At 50.6% G+C, this 22,862-nt stretch carries 23 protein-coding genes and 2 riboswitches; of the genes, 11 read left to right on the top strand and 12 right to left on the bottom strand.

The window, feature by feature from the left end:
• Positions 1-265: 265 nt before the first annotated feature.
• The gene (locus AFK66_RS06190; RefSeq protein WP_032968305.1) at positions 266-592 is read right to left on the bottom strand and encodes an RcnB family protein; all 327 of its coding nucleotides are present in this window, start codon (positions 590-592) and stop codon (positions 266-268) included.
• A 231-nt stretch (positions 593-823) separates the two neighbouring features.
• Between AFK66_RS06190 and AFK66_RS06195 the strand changes: the two genes are divergently transcribed.
• Positions 824-1,141 carry a DUF1493 family protein gene (locus AFK66_RS06195; RefSeq protein ID WP_023898415.1) on the top strand — a complete coding sequence of 106 codons (318 nt, stop codon included), beginning with the start codon at positions 824-826 and terminating at the stop codon, positions 1,139-1,141.
• A 482-nt stretch (positions 1,142-1,623) separates the two neighbouring features.
• Here AFK66_RS06195 and AFK66_RS21210 read toward each other — a convergent pair whose 3' ends face one another.
• Positions 1,624-1,875 carry a hypothetical protein gene (locus tag AFK66_RS21210; protein WP_071603011.1) on the bottom strand — a complete coding sequence of 84 codons (252 nt, stop codon included), beginning with the start codon at positions 1,873-1,875 and terminating at the stop codon, positions 1,624-1,626.
• A 353-nt stretch (positions 1,876-2,228) separates the two neighbouring features.
• A riboswitch (TPP riboswitch) is annotated at positions 2,229-2,324 on the top strand.
• A 67-nt stretch (positions 2,325-2,391) separates the two neighbouring features.
• Between AFK66_RS21210 and AFK66_RS06200 the strand changes: the two genes are divergently transcribed.
• The 4 genes from AFK66_RS06200 (at position 2,392) to AFK66_RS06215 (ending at position 6,150) form a co-directional block, all read left to right on the top strand.
• The gene (locus AFK66_RS06200; RefSeq protein WP_007776444.1) at positions 2,392-3,693 is read left to right on the top strand and encodes a tyrosine-type recombinase/integrase; all 1,302 of its coding nucleotides are present in this window, start codon (positions 2,392-2,394) and stop codon (positions 3,691-3,693) included.
• Between the two features lie 214 nt (positions 3,694-3,907).
• Positions 3,908-4,531, top strand: a complete 624-nt coding sequence (locus AFK66_RS06205) for a hypothetical protein (RefSeq protein ID WP_032968304.1) — start codon at positions 3,908-3,910, stop codon at positions 4,529-4,531.
• Complete coding sequence (locus AFK66_RS06210; RefSeq protein WP_032968302.1) at positions 4,531-5,031, top strand: ImmA/IrrE family metallo-endopeptidase; 501 nt, start codon at positions 4,531-4,533, stop codon at positions 5,029-5,031. The genes AFK66_RS06205 and AFK66_RS06210 overlap by 1 nt, the downstream gene beginning before the upstream one ends.
• A gap of 9 nt (positions 5,032-5,040) precedes the next feature.
• The gene (locus AFK66_RS06215; RefSeq protein WP_007776441.1) at positions 5,041-6,150 is read left to right on the top strand and encodes a beta family protein; all 1,110 of its coding nucleotides are present in this window, start codon (positions 5,041-5,043) and stop codon (positions 6,148-6,150) included.
• A 48-nt stretch (positions 6,151-6,198) separates the two neighbouring features.
• On the opposite strand, the gene AFK66_RS06220 is transcribed toward AFK66_RS06215, so the two are convergent.
• From AFK66_RS06220 to AFK66_RS06230, 3 genes are all read right to left on the bottom strand, one after another.
• Entirely contained in the window at positions 6,199-6,891 is a 693-nt protein-coding gene (locus tag AFK66_RS06220; protein WP_144432652.1) for a sce7726 family protein, read from the bottom strand.
• 329 nt (positions 6,892-7,220) lie between these two features.
• The gene (locus tag AFK66_RS06225) at positions 7,221-7,778 is read right to left on the bottom strand and encodes a recombinase family protein (protein ID WP_032968301.1); all 558 of its coding nucleotides are present in this window, start codon (positions 7,776-7,778) and stop codon (positions 7,221-7,223) included.
• A gap of 238 nt (positions 7,779-8,016) precedes the next feature.
• Positions 8,017-8,367: a hypothetical protein gene (locus AFK66_RS06230; protein ID WP_007776437.1), complete on the bottom strand. Its 351-nt coding sequence runs from the start codon at positions 8,365-8,367 to the stop codon at positions 8,017-8,019.
• A gap of 191 nt (positions 8,368-8,558) precedes the next feature.
• Here AFK66_RS06230 and AFK66_RS22945 point away from each other — a divergent pair, with 191 nt between their 5' ends.
• The 3 genes from AFK66_RS22945 (at position 8,559) to AFK66_RS06245 (ending at position 11,376) form a co-directional block, all read left to right on the top strand.
• Positions 8,559-8,753, top strand: a complete 195-nt coding sequence (locus AFK66_RS22945; protein ID WP_032968300.1) for a hypothetical protein — start codon at positions 8,559-8,561, stop codon at positions 8,751-8,753.
• Positions 8,754-10,305: 1,552 nt separating this feature from the next.
• On the top strand, positions 10,306-10,473 hold the full coding sequence (locus AFK66_RS22715) for a hypothetical protein (protein WP_007776435.1): 168 nt from the start codon (positions 10,306-10,308) through the stop codon (positions 10,471-10,473).
• 102 nt (positions 10,474-10,575) lie between these two features.
• The gene (locus tag AFK66_RS06245; protein ID WP_050555962.1) at positions 10,576-11,376 is read left to right on the top strand and encodes a helix-turn-helix domain-containing protein; all 801 of its coding nucleotides are present in this window, start codon (positions 10,576-10,578) and stop codon (positions 11,374-11,376) included.
• A 97-nt stretch (positions 11,377-11,473) separates the two neighbouring features.
• Here the strand turns inward: AFK66_RS06245 and AFK66_RS21220 are convergent, their stop codons facing one another.
• Entirely contained in the window at positions 11,474-11,902 is a 429-nt protein-coding gene (locus AFK66_RS21220; RefSeq protein WP_236610874.1) for a DUF6998 domain-containing protein, read from the bottom strand.
• A gap of 52 nt (positions 11,903-11,954) precedes the next feature.
• Complete coding sequence (locus AFK66_RS06255; RefSeq protein ID WP_001318412.1) at positions 11,955-12,194, bottom strand: HTH-like domain-containing protein; 240 nt, start codon at positions 12,192-12,194, stop codon at positions 11,955-11,957.
• A gap of 197 nt (positions 12,195-12,391) precedes the next feature.
• A riboswitch (TPP riboswitch) is annotated at positions 12,392-12,488 on the top strand.
• Positions 12,489-12,521: 33 nt separating this feature from the next.
• Between AFK66_RS06255 and thiM the strand changes: the two genes are divergently transcribed.
• The 3 genes from thiM (at position 12,522) to fbaB (ending at position 15,306) form a co-directional block, all read left to right on the top strand.
• Complete coding sequence (gene thiM, locus AFK66_RS06260) at positions 12,522-13,319, top strand: hydroxyethylthiazole kinase (RefSeq protein ID WP_007776432.1); 798 nt, start codon at positions 12,522-12,524, stop codon at positions 13,317-13,319.
• Positions 13,306-14,106 carry a bifunctional hydroxymethylpyrimidine kinase/phosphomethylpyrimidine kinase gene (thiD, locus tag AFK66_RS06265; protein ID WP_007776430.1) on the top strand — a complete coding sequence of 267 codons (801 nt, stop codon included), beginning with the start codon at positions 13,306-13,308 and terminating at the stop codon, positions 14,104-14,106. Before thiM ends, thiD begins: the two co-directional genes overlap by 14 nt.
• Positions 14,107-14,253: 147 nt before the next feature.
• Positions 14,254-15,306, top strand: a complete 1,053-nt coding sequence (gene fbaB, locus AFK66_RS06270; RefSeq protein ID WP_007776428.1) for a class I fructose-bisphosphate aldolase — start codon at positions 14,254-14,256, stop codon at positions 15,304-15,306.
• A gap of 399 nt (positions 15,307-15,705) precedes the next feature.
• On the opposite strand, the gene yegS is transcribed toward fbaB, so the two are convergent.
• From yegS to mdtD, 5 genes are all read right to left on the bottom strand, one after another.
• Entirely contained in the window at positions 15,706-16,605 is a 900-nt protein-coding gene (gene yegS, locus AFK66_RS06275) for a lipid kinase YegS (RefSeq protein WP_023898422.1), read from the bottom strand.
• Positions 16,606-16,855: 250 nt separating this feature from the next.
• Entirely contained in the window at positions 16,856-18,217 is a 1,362-nt protein-coding gene (gene trhP / locus AFK66_RS06280; protein ID WP_014728520.1) for a prephenate-dependent tRNA uridine(34) hydroxylase TrhP, read from the bottom strand.
• Between the two features lie 1,089 nt (positions 18,218-19,306).
• Positions 19,307-20,029, bottom strand: a complete 723-nt coding sequence (gene baeR / locus AFK66_RS06285; protein WP_007776419.1) for an envelope stress response regulator BaeR — start codon at positions 20,027-20,029, stop codon at positions 19,307-19,309.
• Entirely contained in the window at positions 20,026-21,450 is a 1,425-nt protein-coding gene (gene baeS, locus AFK66_RS06290) for an envelope stress sensor histidine kinase BaeS (RefSeq protein WP_023898423.1), read from the bottom strand. Before baeS ends, baeR begins: the two co-directional genes overlap by 4 nt.
• Complete coding sequence (gene mdtD, locus AFK66_RS06295; protein ID WP_007776413.1) at positions 21,447-22,862, bottom strand: MFS transporter; 1,416 nt, start codon at positions 22,860-22,862, stop codon at positions 21,447-21,449. The genes baeS and mdtD overlap by 4 nt, the downstream gene beginning before the upstream one ends.

Genomic DNA, 22,862 nt, shown 5'->3' on the forward strand with positions numbered 1-22,862 from the left:
TCGCTCAGGGTCCAGTTATCGCAGCACGATACCGGTAATGCCTGAGCTCTGGCGATCGCCAAAATGATGTGAATAGTCAAACAATTCACAGCACAGCATAAGAGTCCTCCTTTTATCTTCATCAGGTTGATGGGTAGGGCGAGTGTAGCGAGTGGCGCGTTTTTGCACCACTACGCGTATTAAGGGGTGTGAGCGAAAAAACGTTTTGGAAAGTGGAGATATAAGACGCGCCTGATCGCCGGGCGGCGTTTCAGGCGCAGAAGGATTAACGGTGGTAGAAAATGTCGCCGTTCATGGCGCGCACGACTTTGCCATCGGCGTCGGTGATAAGCACGTAATAGCCGCCCATGTAAGTCCAGTGTGTGCCAGCTTCCGGGGCGGGAAGGTTGCGGATCTGCCACTGTTTGATGTTGTACTGCTCGGTGCGGTAGAGATCCGGCACGATGTCGCCGATGGTGTATTTTTTGGAATCGGAGTGAAACTCTTTCACTTCATAGCTATCAATGGATTTGGGTTTTACCGCATCTGCGGCGAATGCAGAGGCCACCGACATCAACAGCACTCCCGCTACGATCATTCTGGTTTTCAACATACCTTCTCCACATGTCAGGGCGCTGCGCCCCGTTGATTTTGTTACCGTCAGGCCGCTATCTTCCTGCGCCATTCCCGGCCGGGCAAGGCTAATTATGTATAAAAAAATGAAGCGGATAGCAATCGGCGCGGGGCTGATTTGGTGGGGTGTGCTTATGGGCTGTCAGAAGTGGTGGGTTATACTTATGTCATGATTGCAGGGATAATGAGATTGTCATCCATTGGATTATTTATGATGAGTACAGAAGACGGCGTTCGTGCGCTAATAAAAAAGCATTTCTGGGAGATGGCAGATGAAGATTCGTTAAGCACCGGACAATATTGCGTCCTGCCAGAAGATGCGCTCGCCTTCTTCGAGGAATACTTTGCTGTGTTCAATCTGAATTATTCCTCTTTCGACTTCCGTAAATATTTTCCGCAAGAAGGGATATTTTTCCTGCCCAATGCGATGCTTCCCGACTATTTAAAAAGCGATAAACATCAACCTTCGCCGCTGACGGTGCAAATGCTGATTGCCTCAGCAAAGGCGGGGTGCTGGATTGATGATTAACGCATTGAACACCTGAGGTTGCAATGGCATTATCGGAAGTCATTTTAAGTGTCTCTGCGGGTTCTGTTAGATCGTAGTGATTCAGACATCCGCACCTCTCACTATCACCAGCGATTCGAGCAGGCTTGCGGATTACGTCGATTTACAAGCCAAAGACATTTTTTAGGCCTATTCGTTCCTATTATTTAAAAGTGGATTTGGCTTTTGCAATAGGCTTGCTTAATAGTAAATACTACTCTGCATTCAAAGCGATTGACAAAGTTAGAAATAATTATGCGCACAAACATGATTATAACGTCACTCTTGAAGAATTGAATGTTTTTAAATTAGATTGGGCAGACATAGACAATAAAGCATTTTCTGTCGCATGTAGAAAAAATTATTGGCGAGGGGGCAGGTATTGCCACAATTTTTTTATGCTGGAAAACAATACATCTTCTCGACAAACAAGAAGATGAAAAAAGGGGCTTGCGCCCCTTTTTTCATTTACGCCCTTTGTTGGACTGAGCCAGAACAGAAGCGGCAAGTTCTTTGGTCAATTCACTTGAGCGGGGGTTGTTGAGGGCAGCAGATGCTTTATGTTCCATTGCACCGCTTGTTTGATTCGAAGAACCCTTTTGAGACAGTGCTGAACCAGCAAGGCTCTTTTGGATTCCAGATGCGTTAGGGTTGTTCAAGGTTTGTGCTGCGACTGATGCGACTTTGCTTGATGTTTGCTTTGAATTATTAGCCATTCTCAACACCTATTCATGAAGTGAATTTATATACATGTTGTATTTGTTTTTTGAATAAACACAACATGTAGTATTAAGGATAATGATCCCCGCTTCGCTTTGCAATCATGCACAATCACTTTACTGGATAAATTCACAGTTAATAAAGCGTGCGAAATTTAATGCTGGATAACCAGTATAGAGATGTAATAAATCAGATGATCATACTGGTTTTTTTGACTGTTATTTGAGCGTGACAATGAATTTAGTGGGGTACAAACTGAGGCACAGCGTGAAGAAAGGATAACCATAAGTGCCAAGCTTGCATCCCCAAGCAACTTCCCCTAAGCTGGCAAAAAGTAAGCTATTTTGTACCAAATGACTCGGGGTGCCCTTCTACGTGAAGGCTGAGAAATACCCGTATTACCTGATCTGGATAATGCCAGCGTAGGGGGCCGAAATTCGGCCTACTCATCATGAGGTTGTCTCTCTTTTTGTCGGTGCGCAATGCACTTGAGGTACAAAAAGGGTGTATTTATGGGGTACAGAAATCTTCCATACACGTTTCAGAGAAATGGTAACTACTACCTGCAAATCCGGCTTTCCAATGGCAGGATATATAAGAAATCCCTCCTCACTGACAGCTATCGTGAAGCATCTGCTTTGATGATTGGCGTGACTCCGCATATTCCTTTTGTTAAATCATTAGCTACGCCGATCCTCGTGTTCGAATCATTTTTGTCTAATCTGATTGCGTCAGAACGTAAGGCTGCGAGAAATCCACTTTTGCCCCACCAGCAGATTGCTCCTCCTGTTGAAATCGTGGAATCTCAACCGCCAGCCGAACCGGAAAAAGTACTAACCCTCTCGGATGCGTGGGCGACGTATAAAGAGGAAAAGGGGCGAAACTGGACGAAATCGATCTCAATGGCAAATGAGCGCTACATGAAAGTGCTGCTAACAGTCTTGGGAGGGGAAACTGATGTAGCGACGATCACCAAGCAGGACATTAAGCAGGTGATGGAAGTGGTTGAAAATCTCCCTAAGCGCGTTGTTCAGCCCTACCGCTCAATGACCATTCAGCAACTGATTGAGTGCGATGATGTTCCACCTGAGCAACTGGTAGGCGTTGAGGCCATCCATAAGCACCTCAAGCTGTATAAATCACTCTTCAAAACCTTCCTCACAGAAAGCAAAGACATTTTATCTAAGTCGCCAACTGATGGCGTAGTGGCTGCACCATCGAAAGCGAGATTTGGTGCATACAGCACAGCGGAGATGAAAAAGTTTGTAGGGTGGGCGCTTAAGCAGCCCGACAACTGGCAAAAATGGATCACCTTGTTATTAGCATACACGGGAGCGAGAAGAGGCGAGATAGGAAGGCTGGAGAAGTCACAGATTAAATTCGACGAAGATAGCCAGCGTTACTATTTCCTGATTGCAGAGGGAGGGCAGGGTAAAACCGAAAATGCTACAAGACAGGTAGTCATTCACCCTAAGTTAATCGAATGGGGGTTCATGGAGTACGTTGATCGCCAGTGGAAAGAGCGGATTTTCTCGGAAGTGGCAGGTACGAACATGACAAAGATCGGTAAAGTGTTTGCAGATCTGCGTGATCAGCTTGGTATCCCTTATCTTGATGATTATGGGCAACGGCGATTATTGCATTCCATTCGTCACTCGGTCTGTTCTGCGGCAATGGCTGGTTGGGTATCGAACATTCTACATCTGCAACAGACGGTCGGACATGAGAAGAGCGGTGGAATTACTAAGCGTTATTTGCATACATTTCCGTTATCCACAGTCAGTTATGTTGTTGATGGTATAGATTGGGAATAAAATCTTCAGCGCTCCTTTTTTATTGAATGCATTGATTTTAATTATTATTTTTTGCTTTTCTTATTCTTGATATGGATGTTGTATATGCATCTTTTTTATATAAAATAATTTTTTTATTCCATTATGTTTTTAATGGATGCTATTCAGCGTTCAAAAATTAGATTGTTCTTATGGATAATGCTATGTTTGGCAAGGGGATTTTAAGGATGATTCTATGTTAAAAATATTTACTTTAGTTGTTGTGCTTTTTTCCACGTTTGCTTACGGGGAATCGATTACACAAGCTATGAAAACGCCTGGAGATACAAGTAAAGAGCTGCCAGCGAAAGGCTATCAAGACGTAAACCGGATAGAAAACCAACAACTGAGTTTGGCTGAGAGCGAAAAACAGGAACTCTACTCACTGATCAATAAAAATAGCCAGGCAATCGAACTCCTTGTAGCAAACCAAGAAAAACTAATCAATGAGGTTAATGGAGTTAAAGGAGATGCGAAAGTTGACTATTCAGGGTGGACGAGTGTTTTACTTGCTTGTGTCGGTATAATTATTACAGTTATGAGCGTTATATTGGCATTGATATCTATTATTGGTTATAGAAACTTCAGGAAAAGCATAGAGCTAAGTGTGAAAAAAACATCAACTGAAGTTGCTAAACAAGAAACCGTTATTCAGATAGATGCAGTTGCGAAAAAAGAATTGGTTCGTCTAATCGATGAGGGTGCTTTAGCGAAGCATCTTGAAAGTGCAGTTGATATGATTTTCCTTCGAAGAAAACCCGAATTAAAAGACATTGGATTTGATAAATATCCTGAGTTGGATAAAGAGGAAGGTGAATAATGAATCATTCACAAGAATGGGAACGGTTGCCAATTGAAAAGAAGAACGTGATAATTAAGTATCACTCTCAGTATCCAGTTAAATTAGGTGCACTTGCAAAGGAGCTTGGTCTGGTTGTTAGGTTAGCCACATTGCCTGCTAATATTTCTGGAGAAATTAAGGACTGTGATGGAGTAGTCACCATTCGAGTGAATAAGCATGATATGCAGGCAAGACGGCGTTATACTTTAGCCCATGAAATAGCGCATTTTCTGCTGCATAGGCATCTTCTCCGTGATGGTATTACAGATGATGTGTTGTACCGCTCATCGCAGTCAAATCAGATTGAGGCAGAGGCCAATCGTCTTGCCGCAGATATAATCATGCCTATGCATCACGTGGATGAATGCTACGCACGTCATTTCAAGGGTAAGAAAGATGCAGTATTATATGAAGCAATTGCTAAAGATCTCGACGTATCAACAATAGCGCTGAAATATAGACTGGGTGTGAATGGATAAGGGACTAACATGTTGATAAGTAACTACTCTTATATACCGATTCTCTCGTTGAAACCAGCGGAAATGGCTGCGTTGGAAGAATTGCCTGCTAAAGACAAACATTTGATGCTTCCTTTAATTTCGTTGAAAAAATGGGCGAATTCAAAGTCATTCATAAAATCTACAGAACGTATTGAAAAAGCGATAGGAAAAAATTATTGGATAGCCGATATCGATAAAGAGCATCTTTTAATGGCCAAGCAAAGACTCGCAGATGGGGATGATGGCGTTTCTGCGGAGATTGTCAGCCTCGCGGAGTCGAATAATGGATATGAGAATTGGGTTAATTTTATTTCAACTAATGAGAACATAATCCCAACTCTCCAGCTCAGTGACTTATCTGCATTAGATTTGCAATTGTCTAATTTTTCAAACATTAATAAAACAATAGTTGTAAGATTCGAGTTGTCAGGCTCTCATTCCATTGAGCTTAGAGACTTTTCTTTCGTTGTTAAGAAACTATCTGAAAGAAAGTTTCCGCAAGGAATATTGATCGTGTTAGATTATGGTGATGTTAATAGATTCAATTTGATTGAGTATTATAAAAACTCAAATTTAGTGAAGCAGTTAAATAATTTGATGCCAGAGGCCTATTTCTGCGTATCTGGAACGTCTTTTCCTTATTCTTTTGCAGGTTCCTATCGTGGAGAAATTCCAATTTTTGAGCGCCAAATTTATAATAAAGTTGTTGCAGATTGTCAGGGTGTAAAGTTTATTTACTCAGACCGTGGTAGTACCCGAGCTTCAGGCAATGATGGTGGAAGCGGGACACCACCACCACGCATTGATTACCCATTAAAAAATGAATGGCGATTCATTCGTAAAGAATTGGATGATACCATTGAAAAAGAGGTTCTTTATCAAGAGGCGGCTATCGAAGTAATGAACTCAGAATACTGGGACGCAGAGCTGAGATTATGGGGTACTCAGATGATCGAAAAGACAAGTTTGGGTGATCAATACGGAATCACTTCTGCTAATAGGGCTACTGCCGTCCGTATAAATTTACATCTTTACCAACAGTTACATTATTTTGACGTGTTAAAATCATTGGATACAGAAGAAGATTGGGTTGATTAATTTATAGCGATATTACTTCGTCAAAGTGATATCGCTTTTGAATTGAGTTTATAATTTTTCTATTGCGTGTATAAGCGAGTCTATATTTCTTGCGTGTAATATTTTTTTTCGAGGTTCTGCCTTACCGCTTTGACCATAATTATTATAATTATATGCATCGTAATAATTTATTTCTCTTTTACTGTACCTTTTTTTTAAATTGTTAATTGCTTCTTCTCTTAAGTATTTAGTCGGAATGGAAAGCAGGGATAATTCTACTATTTTTCTTTTTTTATCTTTAATTTCAATATTTGATTTTTTTGCTAAGCTCAATAATTCAATGAGTGTCATCATTCGGATGAATTTCATTTTATCGGTTATTGGTAATATTTTCCCTCTCCTAACTATTTTTAGCTTACTACCAGCAACTTCCCAAACAGCAACGTGTTTCGGTGTTAATAAAAGGACTTTATCGATGTGACGTGGAGCAGCGACAACCGTTACCTTATCAAAATGTGTAAGATATTCATCAACTTGTCCCTTTAGTCGACTGAGTGAGTCGAATTCACTTTTTATTTCGTATGCGAAAATTTTATCGTTTCTTGAATGAATTAAATCTACTCGTCTGCTGAAATTAGCGACACTGAATTCATCGATTACAAAATTATTAGAAATAGCTGTTGCGCTATTTTCTTTTAGAAAAATATCTTTAATAACTAATGCTTTTATAGCTGACTCAAGCATTTTTTCTGTACTGTTCATTCAAATAATCCTAATATGTTACTTGGACAGTATACACTATGACCATTTATTTAAAAAGCTCTTAGTTTTGTTTCATTTTTTAATATAAGACAAGTGTTGTTATGATTTTAATCTTTATGAAAAAAAGTGTGGGATTTCGATGGTTTAAGACAGGTGCTGCATATTCATAATAAAAATTGGATGCTGACTGAGTTAAAGATCTTACTGAAGAAGAATCACAGTAAAGTACGAAGGCGCATGTTATTAACGATTGCTTGGAGTACTAAGTGCCGTTATATTTGGCACTCTGAAGTACAATATTCAGAAATCTCAAATATCAACGAGGTTGTTCAGCTTCCTTTAAGCCGATAGAAGGTGGCTTTGCTGATCGCTAACATTTCTTGAACTGTTGTTGGTGGTAAACCCTGCGCTAATAACTCTCGTACTTGTTCTACGGTCGCTTTGATCGGTCTACCGCAATGCTTACCTTCAAACTGAGCTCGTTTGATTCCTGCGGCTCTACGCTCTGCGATTAGGTCTTTTTCCAGGCTGGCAAGTCCTGCCATCATAGTAAGCATCGCTCTACCCACTGGTGTTGAAAGATCAAACCCCTCTCGCAAGCTGATAACCTTTACGCCTTTCGTCTGCAACATTTCCACGGTGGAAAGAACATCAATCGTGTTACGTCCCAGGCGGTCTATAGCAATCACGATCAGCGTATCGCCTTCTCGCACATAACTTAGTAGTTCACCAAACCCTGGACGTTCTCCTGCCTTGACTGCACCACTCACTGCTTCATCGCTGAACCAGCGAGTAACGTTATAACCAGCATCGGCAATCTGCTGCTTCTGGTTTTCAATGTTCTGGTCGCTGGTGGAAACTCGCACGTATCCGATCACAGTAGTCATGATATCCTCTAAGTATCAAAAGGTAGTATCAAAATGATATCTGTCTCAAAATAAAATATCAACCTTTTGAGACAAGGAGAAGCCGCATTCTTTCGTTGTGTCAGTGTGGTCTTAAAAGGAGATGATTATGAGACTGGATAATCGAGGTTTAAGAATTTTGGTTTAGAACGGAGGCTTGTTGAGCTTAGATGGTTGCATCTTAAAAAACGGAGTAGGGCGTGATTGCTCACGCCTTCGTTTACTTCTCAGAACACAGGCTCAGCGTGTAGAGTGCCGTTTGACCATCGTTGTTAGTTGGGCGCATAACGAAAACAGGCTCACTGCCGTTGTCAATGTACGTGACGGCAATCCCACCGTCTGGGGTGGCGTACATCTTCGCAATACTTTTCTCTCCAATGAAACCCAGCCGCCAGGTTTTACCACCCATGCTCACCTTCATGCTTTTGTCCTGCACATCAAGGCGAGTTTCGACTGAAGATTTCTGGCTACCAGAATCGATCTGCCCTTCCTGAATGGCTTTACAGGTGAATGTGGTTGCACTTGAGGCGAAGGGGAGAACGATCAGCGTTGCGAGAATCAATTTTTTCATGGTCTTCCTTTTGGTTGTTAATTAAGAATTCATCGGGGACCATTATAAATTGTTAATTGATAAAAACGATCAATTTCTATTGTATCGATCGATAAAATTGATCAATATCGGAACTATAATCCGCGTGCACAGTTGCCATGGAGCGAGGGTTTTGGCTACAAAATCAACGGGAGGATGATATTAGAAGAGCAATGTTGGTGATATGTGGGCTACTGTTTTTACAGTTGGCAGCAGCAGGACAGATCACGATGACCGATCCCCAGCAGGAAAAGACGGAGAGCGGAAAGACACTTTGCACGTACGAGAACCGTCACTATGTTTTCACCTACGTCACTAAAGGGCAGTGTCCGTATGCAAAGACATTTGACACTGATGATTCTCAGTAGACGCTGGGATTAAACGCGCCTGGTATTTTAAATTCGAATCAAGGCAGGTTGCTTAACACCAGCATCATAATTATTTATATTATCACTTCTTCGAATACTGCACGACGCAAGGCTTTACGCAATGTGCGTGATAGTGTCAATTGCCACTATCATTGTTGGTTTGGCAACTTTACCCCGCTCAATAAAGCTTCTTTACCTGCCAATTACCACCGGATTTGATGCCTGTTTGATAGGGATAATCTCAGATTAATCTTAGGCTTTGCTGCATAGACGGTTCGGAGTGAGCAGGGCGACGGTCTACCGTTGGGTGAAGGGCTGAAAGTACCGTTTGTTACTCTCGTAATATACGGAAAAAACCCGTCTATCAAAATTAGCGGGATGAAGCATACACGGGAAAAACCCGACTGTTCAGAACGGAGACACGGGAATAACCCGAGTATTCGGCAATGATGCCAGGGAAAAACCCGTGCAATAGAAAGAGATTTTAGAAATCGATTCTAAAGAAAGAGATTTCTAAAAGATCTGCGTTTTGCGCTTGTCGCAAAGATCTTTGCTGGCGTGTATCGCCTGGCAAGTGACCTGTTTCGCCGTTGGGGGGCTCCTCGGTCAGCCGCTCACGACGCAGCAAAGCGTTACCTCTTTACAAGTTGGGATTGTGCCAGGCTTTGGCCTTGACGTGAGTCAGGCACAAGCATATTACGCCGTGGCGTAAATCACCTTTGCGCTGTGCGCGTAATTATCATCTGACCAACTACCGTTGACCATCTGATAAGCTGACTACCTTCAACCATCCATTCATGAACCATCGTTCACTCATGCCAGGTTTCAGCAAGTCAATGGTTCACCGTGCTACGGTTCATCCAGCAACCTAACCAATCACCACCCGTTAATAACTATCGTTATTCTCGTGCTAAGGCTCTTGGGGTTGGGGGATAAGAGCCAGATACAAGCAGAACGCATCAGACGCGCTGTGAGCGATTATAAGAGGGTAGGTGGTGCAATGGTAGCCTGAATGTGTTAGAACACCGTACAGGGCGTTACAGGAGGTTTTTACAAATTATGTATCGGTGAACTGCTCGGGTGTGGATCATATCATAAACTTAGCTTGACAGGTAGAATTCTTTTTTGATATAAAGCACGCAATGCACTTGACTTTTACTAACTAATTGAAAAGATGCTTGACATTAGGTGTCGTTTTAGTGTATTATTAGAAGTATAGCGATAATCATTATCACATAACTTTCATCCAACAACATTCCATCACGCATGAATTGCAGCCTCCACCGGGTAATCGGTGTGGGGGCTTTTTTGCGTCTGGAGAAAACCAAACAGGAGCAAATACAATGCGTTACTTCAACGTTGACCAAATCTACGCAGATTTGATAACAGGCCGAACAACACGAGGACTTGTTTACAGTTCCCTTGTTCGAGCGCGTAAGAGTGAACAGCTCGACAGGGTGGAGATGTTTGAAGAAGCGATCCGACGCTTTGACGAATGGCGAGCAACGCCAAACTTCACTCCCTTGACCAGCTAACCCAGGAGGAAACCAGAATGATCGAGAAGAAAACCGAACTACCGCCGTCCACATCGTTAATGATACCGGATGCCACATTTCAGATTTTGTTCAAAGAAGCGAAGCGCCGAAAAATGAGCGTAAGCGCACTCCTTCTTGAAGAATGCCAAAGTCTGGCGGTCAAATACTCGAAAGCTGACGCGTAATAACCACGCACCAGCATTAACGCCCACCTCACGAATGAGAAGCGGAGAAAACCAAATGAAGAGCATTCGTAATTTACTGAGCATACATAGGAGCAAACAACATTGGCAGAGAGAAAAATTATCAATGGGGATGTATACAAATACGCTTCAATCGAAGAAGCATTATTATCATCAACCCGAATTACAAACCTCAAAACTGGTGAGTCAGTAAAGCTAATCGGTAACGCCAAATTAGCATATATGATCCTCCGGAAGAGGTTCCATTTATTCACCGACCAATCAACAGACAATAAGTATTATACAACTGGTAAGCACTACGACACCATTGAAAGCATCGCTGAGGCAATCGGTGTTTCTGACGTTGGTACAGTGAGCAGTGCAATTGGCAGAATGGAAGCAGCCGGACTGCTAACCAAAAAGAAATTTGGAAAAACTTACGAATGGACTGTTATCGATCTCTCCCCAGAATTATTCCTTCTCGAACGTAACACCGGGACGACAAAAAAGCCTGTCTGGGTGGACTGCCTGAAACATCCAGTATTCGGTAACGCCAAAGAAGACATGCCAGCCGTACAGCAGGAGGAACAGGGCGAAGAGGCCAACGCCGATCCGATGTGCGAGCTTGACGAAGCACCGAAAGAAGAAGCGCAAACGCCGGAAAAGGTGAAGCCAACACCGAAGCCAAAGATAAAGAAACCTGTAACACCGTCAACCGCACCAAGCGACGATAAGGAATATTCTACCAAATTGCATCAATTCGAGAGTGCTGGACATTGGTATCAATTTTCTGAGTATCAGTTACCAGATTTGGAGCGCTTTAAATGTGACGGGAAACTAACGAACGAATACGCCTTGGCCTATCTTGATAAACACACGTCACAGCAAACTATGAATACCCAATAAACAGGAGGATTATGATTACCCAGCTCTACATCTTCTTATTCTTCCGTGCTGTTTGGTATATTGCCGCCCGCATCCAGAAAAGAAAAAAAACGAACACTTAAGGATTACATTGACGAAACTCTTCAGTGACGTTTTCTACGCCAGGCGTTTTAAGAAGCACGCCATTGAGATGAATCACAAATTTGTTATCGTGGCTGGCATATCCGGCAATTTGGCGACAAATACCCACAGGGACACGAACTGCCATCACTACTTCGGCATCTTCATTAAGCTGAATGCCGATCAGGTAATCGAAATCCCAGGAGCGAATTCCGCCTAACTGGGTTTTATTGACTCTGGTTTTGACCTGCAACAGCGTCCCATCGCTTAATCTTACATCGGCGCTTTTATGGGAGTTTGGCAATAATTCACCCCCATAAAGTTGCTTTACGAGATGTTCACCATAATCACCAGTGACATTACCACCTCGGGCAAAAAATGCCTTTGCAAGCAGCCACCGCTTCTCGATACTGCCGATATGCTTCACGTGCACCCATCTAACCTCGTTAACTAAACGTAGATACCGATGATCTTGTTAATCACAGCTTCGAGGTATCAAGCCCAGCGGCTTTAAGCCGCTCGGTGAGATTCCTCATTTTGCTGAATTCAGTACCAAAACTGGCTTTAAGTCCCACACCCTCGCAAAACTCTTTAGCAGTGACGTTTTTCAGGTGGTCGGCGTATTTGATCATCTGGAGGTGCATTTCAACCGTTTGACCATTTCGCGGTGCGCTGTTGATGGCTTGCTTAATGTTCTCGTAGATCTGGGTTTCTGTCATTTGCATATCTCACTTATCAAATTTAGATAAATAATATAAATTAGCTAATTTTGATAATCAAGGGGTTTTGTCATACAGATATGGGGTACAAACTGAGGTATAAGGTGGGGTACAGCGCGAAGAAGCGATAACCGGAAGGGCGGGCTTGCAACAGCAAGCAACTTACCCTAAGCTGGCAAAAAGTATAGAGATTCAATCTTCATGACTCGGGGTGCCCCATCACTGATGGGCTGAGAAATACCCGTACCACCTGATCTGGATAATGCCAGCGTAGGGAAGTCAGATGCCTGTCCGGTATCCCGTCTTCGCGCCTGGCAGGAGAGAACCATGTCTTCTGACCTGCTTTGCGGCTCAAACGCCGCGCCTGTTGTCACCCAACTTCGCCGTCACGCTCCGCTGGTGCACTGCATTACTAACGATGTGGTGCAAAATTTCACTGCCAATGTCCTGCTCGCGCTTGGCGCCTCGCCCGCGATGGTGGTGGATACTGAAGAAGCCGCGCAGTTCGCGGCCATCGCCGATGCCTTACTCATCAACCTCGGTACGCTCACACACCCGCAGCAGCAGGCGATGCGTGCGGCCATCGACGGCGCCTGCGCGGCGGGCAAGCCGTGGACGCTCGACCCGGTCGCCGTCGGCGCGCTCACGCTGCGCACGGAATTTGCGCGGGAGATCCTGGCGCGTCGCCCAGCCGCCATTCGCGGCAACGCCTCGGAAATTCGCGCGCTGGCAGGCGAGAGCGGCGGCGGGCGCGGCGTTGACGCGACCGAAAGCGCGCATCAGGCGCGTGAGGCGGCCCGCTTACTGGCGCGCCGCACCGGCGCAGTCGTCGCTGTGACCGGCGAGGTCGATTACATCACCGATGGCGAACGCACGGTCGCGGTCGAGGGCGGCACCGGGATGTTGACGCGCGTGGTGGGCACCGGCTGTGCGCTCTCGGCGGTCGTCGCTGCCTGCTGCGCGCTGCCGGGCGACCGTCTGGAGAATGTCGCAACGGCCTGCTGGCTGATGAAGCGGGCGGGCGAACAGGCGCTGACCGTCTCCCGTGGCCCCGGCAGTTTCGCCAGCGCGTTGCTGGATAATCTGCATGCGCAGGCGTTCGGAGGTGCTCATGAAACGCATTAACGCGCTCACCATCGCCGGCACCGATCCGAGCGGCGGCGCGGGGATTCAGGCCGATCTCAAAACGTTCTCGGCGCTCGGTGCTTACGGCACATCAGTGATTACGGCGCTGGTGGCGCAGAACACCCGCGGCGTGCAGTCGGTCTACCGCATCGAGCCGTCGTTCGTCGCCGCCCAGCTTGATTCAGTGTTAAGCGATGTGCGCATCGACACCACCAAAATCGGCATGCTGGCGGAAACGGATATCGTCGAGGCCGTAGCCGAGCGGCTCTCGCACTACCGGGTGCGTAATATCGTGCTGGATACGGTCATGCTCGCGAAAAGCGGCGATCCGCTTCTTAGCCCGTCAGCGGTGCGCACGCTGCGCGAAAGATTATTGCCGCAGGTGGCGATCATCACGCCGAATTTGCCGGAGGCGGCGGCGCTGCTGGAAACCACGCATGCCCGCAGCGAAACGGAGATGCGCCAGCAGGGTGAGGCGCTGCTGGCGCTCGGCTGCGGCGCGGTGCTGATGAAAGGCGGGCATCTGGATGACGCCGAAAGCCCCGACTGGCTCTTTACTCGCGAAGGGGCGACGCGCTTTACCGCTCCGCGTGTCATGACGAAAAATACCCACGGCACCGGCTGCACGCTCTCCAGCGCGCTCGCGGCGCTGCGCCCGCAGTATCCTGACTGGGTTGAAACAGTGACGGCGGCGAAGGCGTGGCTCACGAAAGCGCTGCAACAGGCGGATAGTCTGGAAGTAGGGGAGGGCATCGGGCCCGTCCATCATTTTCATGCATGGTGGTGAACCGTGCCAGCAGAATTAGCTGAAAATGCGCTCAGGTCTGGCAATCTGTGCTAATCAAGTCCAGGCTAAGAGGGCCCAGCTAAGGCGTGGGTAAGGAATCTTATCGTCCGGCAGGTTACTGCCTGCCGACCATAACGGGAGCGTATGATGACTGATATTGCGCAGTTGCTCGGCAACGATGCCGATAGCCTGTTACAGCACCGCTGTACGACCATTTCCTCCGACCAGCTCTATCTGCCAGGGCCGGATTATGTCGATCGCGTGATGATCGATAATAACCGTCCGCCCGCGGTGCTGCGAAATATGCAGACTCTCTACAACACCGGACGCCTTGCAGGCACCGGCTATCTGTCCATTCTGCCGGTGGACCAGGGCGTCGAGCATTCGGCGGGCGCGTCCTTCGCCGCTAATCCGATGTATTTCGACCCGAAAAATATCGTCGAGCTGGCGATTGAGGCGGGCTGTAACTGCGTGGCGTCGACCTACGGCGTGCTGGCGTCAGTCTCGCGCCGCTACGCGCACCGCATTCCGTTTCTGGTGAAACTCAATCACAACGAAACGCTCAGCTACCCTACGCAATATGACCAGACGCTGTACGCGAGTGTCGAGCAGGCGTTCAATATGGGCGCGGTGGCGGTCGGGGCGACTATCTATTTCGGCTCTGAAGAGTCGCGCCGCCAGATTGAAGAGATCTCCGCCGCGTTTGAGCGCGCGCACGAGCTTGGCATGGTGACGGTGCTGTGGGCGTATCTGCGTAACAGTAATTTCAAAAAAGATGGCGTGGATTACCACTCCAGCGCCGATTTAACCGGTCAGGCCAACCATCTTGCCGCCACCATCGGCGCGGATATCGTGAAGCAGAAGATGGCCGAGAATAACGGCGGCTATACCGCGCTGAAGTTCGGCTATACCGATGAGCGCGTGTACAGCAAGCTGACGAGCGATAACCCGATTGATCTGGTGCGCTACCAGCTCGCCAACTGCTATATGGGCCGCGCGGGGCTGATTAACTCCGGCGGCGCGTCCGGCGGCGAGGCGGATCTCACCGATGCGGTGCGCACGGCGGTGATCAACAAGCGCGCAGGCGGTATGGGGCTGATTTTGGGACGCAAGGCGTTTAAGAAAACCATGGCCGACGGCGTGAAGCTGATTAACGCAGTGCAGGATGTGTATCTGGACAAGAAAGTGACGATCGCCTGACGGCGGTGGCAGTTACGTATTAAAAACGCGCCCGCGGGCGCGTTTTTTGTGGGTGGGGTATATGGTGTGGCGAGGTAAACGGTGGGTGCGCTGCGCTTACCCACCCTACGAAACCACAAAAGCCACCACTGGTGCCGTATGTTTTCCCTTGCGGCTGCCCTCTGGCCGCGAACGTGACAGAGAGAATCTGCGTTGTGGCGAACGGAACAGGTTACCAGACGTACATATTCCCGGGTTCCACGGTTCACCTGTATTGAACAGGTAATGCCTTGCATTTGACGGCGGGTGCTGATGGTTGGTGCGCTACGCTTACTCACCCTGGAACGTTTCATACCTTTGCATCACTGGTAGGGCGGGTAAGCGTAGCGCACCCGCCGTCCCGCAATGCCATATATTCATTTATTTAAGCAACGGACAATCCGGCGGCAGACGGCAATGCAGCGCACCAGGCTCTACCACAATGCGGAAATGCTGTCCGCTCAGCGGCTCGCCGTCGAGGTTAAAGGTAATCTCATGCGGCGCAGTTATCTCAAACCAGGCCGACGCGCCGTCGATAATATTCGGGCTCTCTTCCGGCTGCGTCAGCGTGGTGAACAGCGCGGGCAGCAACTCTTCGCCAGTAAAAATACGCAAATGAAGCAGACCGTCGTTAATCAGCGCCCCCGGACACAGCTCCTGACCGCCGCCCGCCTGACGTCCGTTACCGATGCCGATAACCAGCGCGTCGCCCTGCCAGTGAAAATTCTCACCGCGAATTTCGCAGCGATCTGCTTTCAGGGCGTCCATACGCATCAGCCCGTGGATCAGATAGGAGACGCCGCCGAGCGCCGCTTTTAGCCGCTCGGGGGTTTCGGTGGTAATGCGCGTACCGAAACCGCCCGTCGCCATATTGATAAACCAGGTTTTATCGTTCACGTGCGCAATATCAATCGGCACCGCGCGGCCTTCAATGGCCAGCTTCAGCGCCAGTTCAATATCGTCCGGCACGGCCGCGCTGGTCGCGAAATCGTTCGCGGTGCCGAGCGGCAGCAGGCCGAGCGCCGGACGTTTTTCCTGCGTGACACAAGCCAGCGCCGCCGCCACTTCATTAATGGTGCCGTCGCCGCCTGCGGCGATCACCGTTTCCGCGCCCTGATCCGCCGCCTCACTGACATAGCGCGCCGCATCGCCTTTCTCCCAGGTTACGCGCACCTCTATCGGGTGGCCCTGGTCACGCAGCAGCTTCACGCTGCCGCGCAGGATCTCATTATCAGCGCTTTTACCATTTAATATCAGAAAAGAACCAGCGGAACGGGACATGAATACACTCCTTTGAATACGGATTCAGAGAGTTTATCGCAGAGTCTGGGGAGTCGCTTAAGAACTGGCTGAAAGGACAAAAAAATAAGCCTGCGTAAGGGAGATTACGCAGGCTGAAGGAGGTGGTTCCTGGTACAACGGGCATTTATGGATTATGTTTTTCAGCGCCGGGGATGATAACCGCTTTAAACATAACGGTTTGTGATCCCATTCGAAGAAACATTCGCGCGGTAAAAATAACCCCTTTAAATTATTTACCGTGTGGATTTCTGGTGGTCTGGCCAGAGAAATTACGCATTAACAGCGCATACTCCAGTGCTAAATCCTCAGGAACAGGCATCCAGATGGTATATCCGTCTCCCGGCGCCACGTCCATCTTCTCGCCTTTCGCGTTTTCCATATGCTCAAGCGTAAAGCTGACGTTGCCCTGCGGGGTCATCAGCTCCAGGCTGTCGCCGAGGGAAAATTTGTTTTTCACCGCCACCGCAGCCAGCGCGCCGTTGCGCTCGCCGGTAAATTCGCCGACAAACTGCTGGCGGTCTGAGACCGAGTAGCCATAGTCGTAGTTTTGATAATCATCGTGGGTGTGACGGCGCAGGAAACCTTCGGTATAGCCGCGATGCGCCAGCCCTTCGAGCGTCTCAAGAAGGCTCGGGTCGAACGGTTTACCGGCAGCGGCGTCGTCAATGGCGCGACGGTAAACCTGAGCGGTACGCGCGCAGTAGTAGAATGATTTGGTACGGCCTTCGATTTTCAGCGAATGAACGCCCATTTTCGTGAGCCGTTCGACGTGCTGAATGGCGCGCAGATCTTTGGAGTTCATGATGTAGGTGCCGTGTTCATCTTCAAACGCGGTCATGTATTCGCCAGGGCGCTGCGCCTCTTCAATCATAAAGACTTTATCGGTCGGCGCGCCGATGCCGAGCGTCGGCTCGACGGTCTGCACCGGGATAGGCTCATGGATATGTACGATATTGCCGATGCTGTCTTCTTTGCCTTCCTGCACTTTATATTCCCAGCGGCAGGCGTTGGTGCAGGTGCCCTGGTTCGGGTCGCGCTTGTTGATGTAGCCGGAAAGCAGGCAGCGGCCGGAATAGGCCATGCAGAGCGCGCCGTGGACGAAGATTTCAAGCTCCATCTCAGGCACCTGCTCGCGAATTTCTGCAATCTCTTCCAGCGACAGCTCGCGGGAGAGAATGACGCGCGTCAGGCCCATCTGCTGCCAGAATTTTACCGTCGCCCAGTTCACCGCGTTGGCCTGCACCGAAAGATGAATATCCATCTGCGGGAAGTGTTCGCGTACCAGCATGATAAGCCCCGGATCGGACATAATCAGCGCATCCGGGCCCATCTCCACCACGGGTTTGAGATCGCGGATAAAGGTTTTCAGCTTGGCGTTGTGCGGCGCGATGTTAACCACGACGTAGAATTTTTTGCCAAGCGCATGGGCTTCATTAATGCCGAGCTGCAAATTCTCGTGGTTGAATTCGTTATTGCGCACACGCAGCGAGTAGCGCGGCTGGCCGGCGTATACGGCGTCGGCACCATAGGCGAAGGCGTAACGCATATTTTTCAGCGTTCCCGCAGGCGACAGTAATTCTGGTTTAAACATGATGAACTCGTTCTGATGACAGGTCAGAGCCGCTTCAACGGTGAAGCGGTTGGGGGCACGTTTACCCCCACGTTAAGGGCGGGAATTGTAGCGCCCGCGGCCCGGGCGTGCAAACCGTTATGGGGAGGCTTGTGGAAGCAAGGCGGGTGCGCTGTGCTTACCCGCCCAACGAAAACCTGATTCACGTTCTGCGTAGGGTGGGTAAGCGCAGCGCACCCACCTGAGGAAAATTAAAAGCCATCGCTAATGCCGGGGTTCCCTTGTGGCTGCCCTCTGGCCGCGAGCCGGGATGGTTAAGGGGGCGGCGGCGAGCCCCTTAACACGTTCGCGTGAGTAAACGTGACAGAGAGAATCTGCGTTGTGGCGAACGGAGCCGTTCACCGGTCGCGCATATTCCTGGGTTCCACGGTTCACCCGTATTGAACAGGTAATGCTTTCATCGGGCAGCGGCGTTAACGGCCGGTGCGCTTCGCTTACCCGCCCTACGAAACCATAAAACCCAATTCCACCGCCGATGCCGTGTGTTTTCCCTTGCGGCTGCCCTTTGGCCGCGAGCCGGGATTGTTAAGGGGGCGGCGGCGAGCCCCCTTAACACGTTCGCGTAAATAAACGTGACAGAGAGAATCCACGTTGTGGCGAACGGAACAGATAGCCGGGCGTGCATATTCCCGGGTTCCACGGTTCACCCGTGTTGAACAGGTAATGCTTTCATCTGGCAGCGGCGCTGACGGCGGGTGCGCTTCGCTTACCCGCCCTACGAAACCATAAAACCCAATTCCACCGCCGATGCTGTGTGTTTTCCCTTGCGGCTGCCCTTTGGCCGCGAGCCGGGATTATTAAGGGGGCGGCGGCGAGCCCCCTTAACACATTCGCGTAAATAAACGTGACAGAGAGAATCCACGTTGTGGCGAACGGAACAGATAGCCGGGCGTGCATATTCCCGGGTTCCACGGTTCACCCGTGTTGAACAGGTAATGCTTTCATCGGGCAGCGGCGCTGACGGCGGGTACGCTTCGCTTACCCACCCTACGAAAAACCGGTTACGTGCAGCGCACCCGCCATGCAACCCGCACCCGCCAGCGGTTATCTCTACACCACCCGGCCGGCGTCGGCTTCCCAGCGGTAGCCCACGCCATACACGGCGCGGATAAACGGCTGTTCGTCGTCCAGCGCTTCCAGCTTGCGGCGCAGGTTTTTGATATGGCTGTCGATCGTGCGGTCAGTCACCACGCGGTAATCGTCATAAAGATGATTCAGCAACTGCTCACGTGAAAACACCTTGCCCGGCTCGCCCGAGAGCGTCTTCAGCAGCCGGAACTCGGCTGGCGTCAGATCGAGCGGTTTCTGCCGCCAGCTCGCCTGGAAACGTCCTTCGTCGATAACCAGCGGGCTTTGGGCATCCTGCGCCTGCAGATCGCGCTGCGGCTTGCAGCGGCGCAAAATGGTTTTCACGCGCGCCACCACCTCGCGCGGGCTAAACGGCTTGCAGATATAATCATCGGCACCGATCTCAAGCCCCAGCAGGCGGTCTATCTCTTCGATTCTGGCAGTCACCATCACAATCGGCACTTCCGAGAAGCGGCGAATTTCACGGCACAGCGTCAGGCCGTCGGTGCCCGGCAACATCAGATCCAACAGGATTAAATCCGGCGGCGTCTGGCGCACATAGGGTAACACCTGATCGCCATGGTTAATCAGCGTGGGTGCGTAGCTGGCTGCCCGCAGGTAATCCACCAGCAGCGCGCCGAGTTTTGGCTCATCCTCGACAACCAGAATGCGCGGGGTTTTGTCGTTAATCGGTAACTCTGTCATACGTCTCCCGGAAGTACGGCATCAAGCGGTAAGGATACGGTAATGCTAACACCGCCTGAGGGTGAATGATCGGCAGTAATCGTCCCGCCATGCGCCGCCACGATATTGGCGCAGATGGCAAGGCCGAGGCCCGAGCCGCCGCTGGCGCGGTTGCGCGAGCCTTCCGCGCGGTAGAAGCGCTCAAACAATTTCGCGAGCTGTTCATCGCTTACGCCCGGCGCGCTGTCGCTAAACCGCAGCACGAAACGCTGCGCCTGACGCTCGCCCTGAATCAGCAGCCCGCCACCCGCGTCGGTGTAGCGCAGGCTGTTTTCCAGCAGATTATTAAACAGCTGCATCAGCCGATCGCGGTCGCCAAAAAGCGTCACGTTTTCCGGCATCGACAGATTCAGCGTCAGCCCGCGCGCGGCAAAGCGCTCGCGAAACGCGCCCGCAGCCACTTCAATCAACGTCACAATCTCCAGCGGTTTTTTCTGGTAGGCGAGCGCGCCTTCGTCAGAGAGCGACAGCTGGTGCAGGTCATCCACCAGTTTGGTGAGCGTGCCCACTTCCGCCTGCAACGAGGCGACCGATTCCGGCGTAAACTGGCGCACGCCGTCCTGAATCGCCTCCAGCTCGCCGCGCAGCACCGCCAGCGGCGTGCGCAGCTCATGGGAGATATCCGCCATAAATGCCTGGCGCATCTGCTGGTTTTTCTCAAGCGTGCTGGCGAGCTGGTTGAAATCCTGCGCCAGTCGGCCCAGCTCATCCTGCCCGGTGGCGACGACGCGGGTGGTGAAATCGCCCGCCGCCAGACGATGGGTGCCTTCCACCAGCCGTTTCACCGGGGCCAGTAGCCCGCGCGCGAGCAGCAACGTGGCCGCTGCCGCCAGTAGCGTCGAGAGCGCGACGATAAGCCAGCTGGTGCGCCGCTGCTGTTTATCAAAGTTGATATCGGTGCTGCGCGTCAGCCGCTCCACCGGCGAGGCGATCACCCAGCCGACACGTTTGCCGTCAACGACAATCGCGCGGCGCGCGCCATCCTGCGGCACCGGTGAATGGGGGCCGACCAGCACATTCTGTTCGGCGTCCACCACCCAGAACTGCGTGCGCCAGCCGTGGGGCGGCATGTGGGGCGGCGGCCCTCTGTCCGGCGGCGGCGGGCCGTCGTGGGCGTTCTCCCGGTCAAAGGAGCGTAAAATCTGGAATATCATGCGATCGTTATGGCGCAGGAATCCCCAGTCGCCGTGTTGCTGGTACTGCTCGCTTAACGCGTCGCTTAACAGCGCCAGACGTTGTTCGTTGCCGTGTTTGATGTAGTCGATGAAACCGCGCTCGAAGCTAAAGCGCACCGCCCAGTGCATCGTAATCAACAGCAGAATACAGGTGGCGAAAATGGCCAGAAACAGCTTGCCCGTAATGCCGGGCCGCCAGAACCTCATGAAGCACTCCTTTTGCGCCGCGCGATGACGGCGTTTTTACTGATGTCGTCAGGGACGCGGGCGAACACCAGCGCCGGCAGGGCGATAATTAGCGCCATGCATAAATAGGTCCAGAAAAAGATGCCGTGGGCGTCGCTGCTGTCGGCGGCGAGCTGGTTATGCCCAAACGCACCGAGCAGCAGGCCCGCGATGCTCACCCCAAGGCTCATAGAGAGCTGCATCACCATCGACAGCAGGCTGTTGCCGCTGCTCGCCATCTCATCGGGCAGATCGCGCAGCGTCAGCGTGTTCATCGTCGAGAAACGCACCGAGTTCACCATCCCCTGAAAAAGCATGACTACCGGCAGCAGCCAGTACCAGCCCACCAGCGCCACGCCCATAAACAGCAGGGTCACGAGCGCGAGCGCAAGCGTGGAGGCCACCAGCACACGGCGGTAGCCAAAGCGGTTCACCACCTGTACCACAATGCGTTTGATCCCCATGCTGCCAAGCACCATCGGCATCATCATCAGCCCGGCGTGGAACGGGGAGAAGCCGAGGCCAATCTGTAAAAAGACCGGCGTCATAAACGGCAGCATCCCGCTGCCGATGCGCCCGCATAAGCTGCCAAACAGCCCCAGTGAAAAGGTACGGGTATGGAAAAGCCGCAGGCTGAACAGCGCCCGCTCGTTGCCGCGCGCATGCAAGAGGTAGAACAGCGTGGCCGCGCTGCCTCCCGCCACCAGCGCGCCAAGCCCGGCAGGGGAGAGACCAGTGCTGCGATAGCCGTCAAGCGCAATCGTCAGCGCCGCCATGCCGAAGGCGAGCAGCAGAAAACCGGAGAAATCGAAGCGTCGCGTCTGCATGGTGTAGTTCGGCATCAGCCAGAGCGTCGCGGCGGCACCGGCAATGCCTACGGGCAGGTTGATTAAAAAGATCCAGTGCCAGGAGGCGTATTCTACCAGCAGCCCACCGAGCGCCGGGCCAAGCAGCGGCCCTACCTGGCCGGGGAGCGTCACAAACGTCATCGCCGCCATATACTGATCGCGCGGGACGATTTTCATCACCGTCAGCCTGCCGACCGGCACCATCATCGCGCCGCCGATGCCCTGCAACACGCGCGCCGCCACCAGCTCATTGAGCGTCGAAGACTGCGCGCAAAACAGCGAGCCGAGCGTGAATAGCACAATCGCGGTGAAGAAGATGTTGCGCACCCCGACGCGGTCCGCCAGCCAGCCGCTCGCGGGCAGCATCACCGCCACCGTCAGCACATATGAGACGATGACCATGTGCATCCGCAGCGGGCTCTCCCCGAGGCTTGCAGCCATTGAGGGGAGGGCGGTATTGACGATAGTGGTATCCAGCGCCTGCATAAAAAAGCCGAAGGCGACGATCCACAATTGCCAGCGTACGTTCTGGGGCAGGTCGGTCAT

The sequence above is a fragment of the Cronobacter malonaticus LMG 23826 genome (genome assembly GCF_001277215.2).
Taxonomy (GTDB): Bacteria; Pseudomonadota; Gammaproteobacteria; order Enterobacterales; family Enterobacteriaceae; genus Cronobacter; species Cronobacter malonaticus.

Bases quoted from the DNA above. Each gene is read 5' to 3' on its own strand.
- AFK66_RS06190 (WP_032968305.1), bottom strand. From the start codon at position 592: ATGTTGAAAACCAGAATGATCGTAGCGGGAGTGCTGTTGATGTCGGTG.
- AFK66_RS06195 (WP_023898415.1), top strand. From the start codon at position 824: ATGATGAGTACAGAAGACGGCGTTCGTGCGCTAATAAAAAAGCATTTC.
- AFK66_RS21210 (WP_071603011.1), bottom strand. From the start codon at position 1,875: ATGGCTAATAATTCAAAGCAAACATCAAGCAAAGTCGCATCAGTCGCA.
- AFK66_RS06200 (WP_007776444.1), top strand. From the start codon at position 2,392: ATGGGGTACAGAAATCTTCCATACACGTTTCAGAGAAATGGTAACTAC.
- AFK66_RS06205 (WP_032968304.1), top strand. From the start codon at position 3,908: ATGTTAAAAATATTTACTTTAGTTGTTGTGCTTTTTTCCACGTTTGCT.
- AFK66_RS06210 (WP_032968302.1), top strand. From the start codon at position 4,531: ATGAATCATTCACAAGAATGGGAACGGTTGCCAATTGAAAAGAAGAAC.
- AFK66_RS06215 (WP_007776441.1), top strand. From the start codon at position 5,041: ATGTTGATAAGTAACTACTCTTATATACCGATTCTCTCGTTGAAACCA.
- AFK66_RS06220 (WP_144432652.1), bottom strand. From the start codon at position 6,891: ATGAACAGTACAGAAAAAATGCTTGAGTCAGCTATAAAAGCATTAGTT.
- AFK66_RS06225 (WP_032968301.1), bottom strand. From the start codon at position 7,778: ATGACTACTGTGATCGGATACGTGCGAGTTTCCACCAGCGACCAGAAC.
- AFK66_RS06230 (WP_007776437.1), bottom strand. From the start codon at position 8,367: ATGAAAAAATTGATTCTCGCAACGCTGATCGTTCTCCCCTTCGCCTCA.
- AFK66_RS22945 (WP_032968300.1), top strand. From the start codon at position 8,559: ATGTTGGTGATATGTGGGCTACTGTTTTTACAGTTGGCAGCAGCAGGA.
- AFK66_RS22715 (WP_007776435.1), top strand. From the start codon at position 10,306: ATGATCGAGAAGAAAACCGAACTACCGCCGTCCACATCGTTAATGATA.
- AFK66_RS06255 (WP_001318412.1), bottom strand. From the start codon at position 12,194: ATGACAGAAACCCAGATCTACGAGAACATTAAGCAAGCCATCAACAGC.
- thiM (WP_007776432.1), top strand. From the start codon at position 12,522: ATGTCTTCTGACCTGCTTTGCGGCTCAAACGCCGCGCCTGTTGTCACC.
- thiD (WP_007776430.1), top strand. From the start codon at position 13,306: ATGAAACGCATTAACGCGCTCACCATCGCCGGCACCGATCCGAGCGGC.
- fbaB (WP_007776428.1), top strand. From the start codon at position 14,254: ATGACTGATATTGCGCAGTTGCTCGGCAACGATGCCGATAGCCTGTTA.
- yegS (WP_023898422.1), bottom strand. From the start codon at position 16,605: ATGTCCCGTTCCGCTGGTTCTTTTCTGATATTAAATGGTAAAAGCGCT.
- trhP (WP_014728520.1), bottom strand. From the start codon at position 18,217: ATGTTTAAACCAGAATTACTGTCGCCTGCGGGAACGCTGAAAAATATG.
- baeR (WP_007776419.1), bottom strand. From the start codon at position 20,029: ATGACAGAGTTACCGATTAACGACAAAACCCCGCGCATTCTGGTTGTC.
- baeS (WP_023898423.1), bottom strand. From the start codon at position 21,450: ATGAGGTTCTGGCGGCCCGGCATTACGGGCAAGCTGTTTCTGGCCATT.
- mdtD (WP_007776413.1), bottom strand. From the start codon at position 22,862: ATGACCGACCTGCCCCAGAACGTACGCTGGCAATTGTGGATCGTCGCC.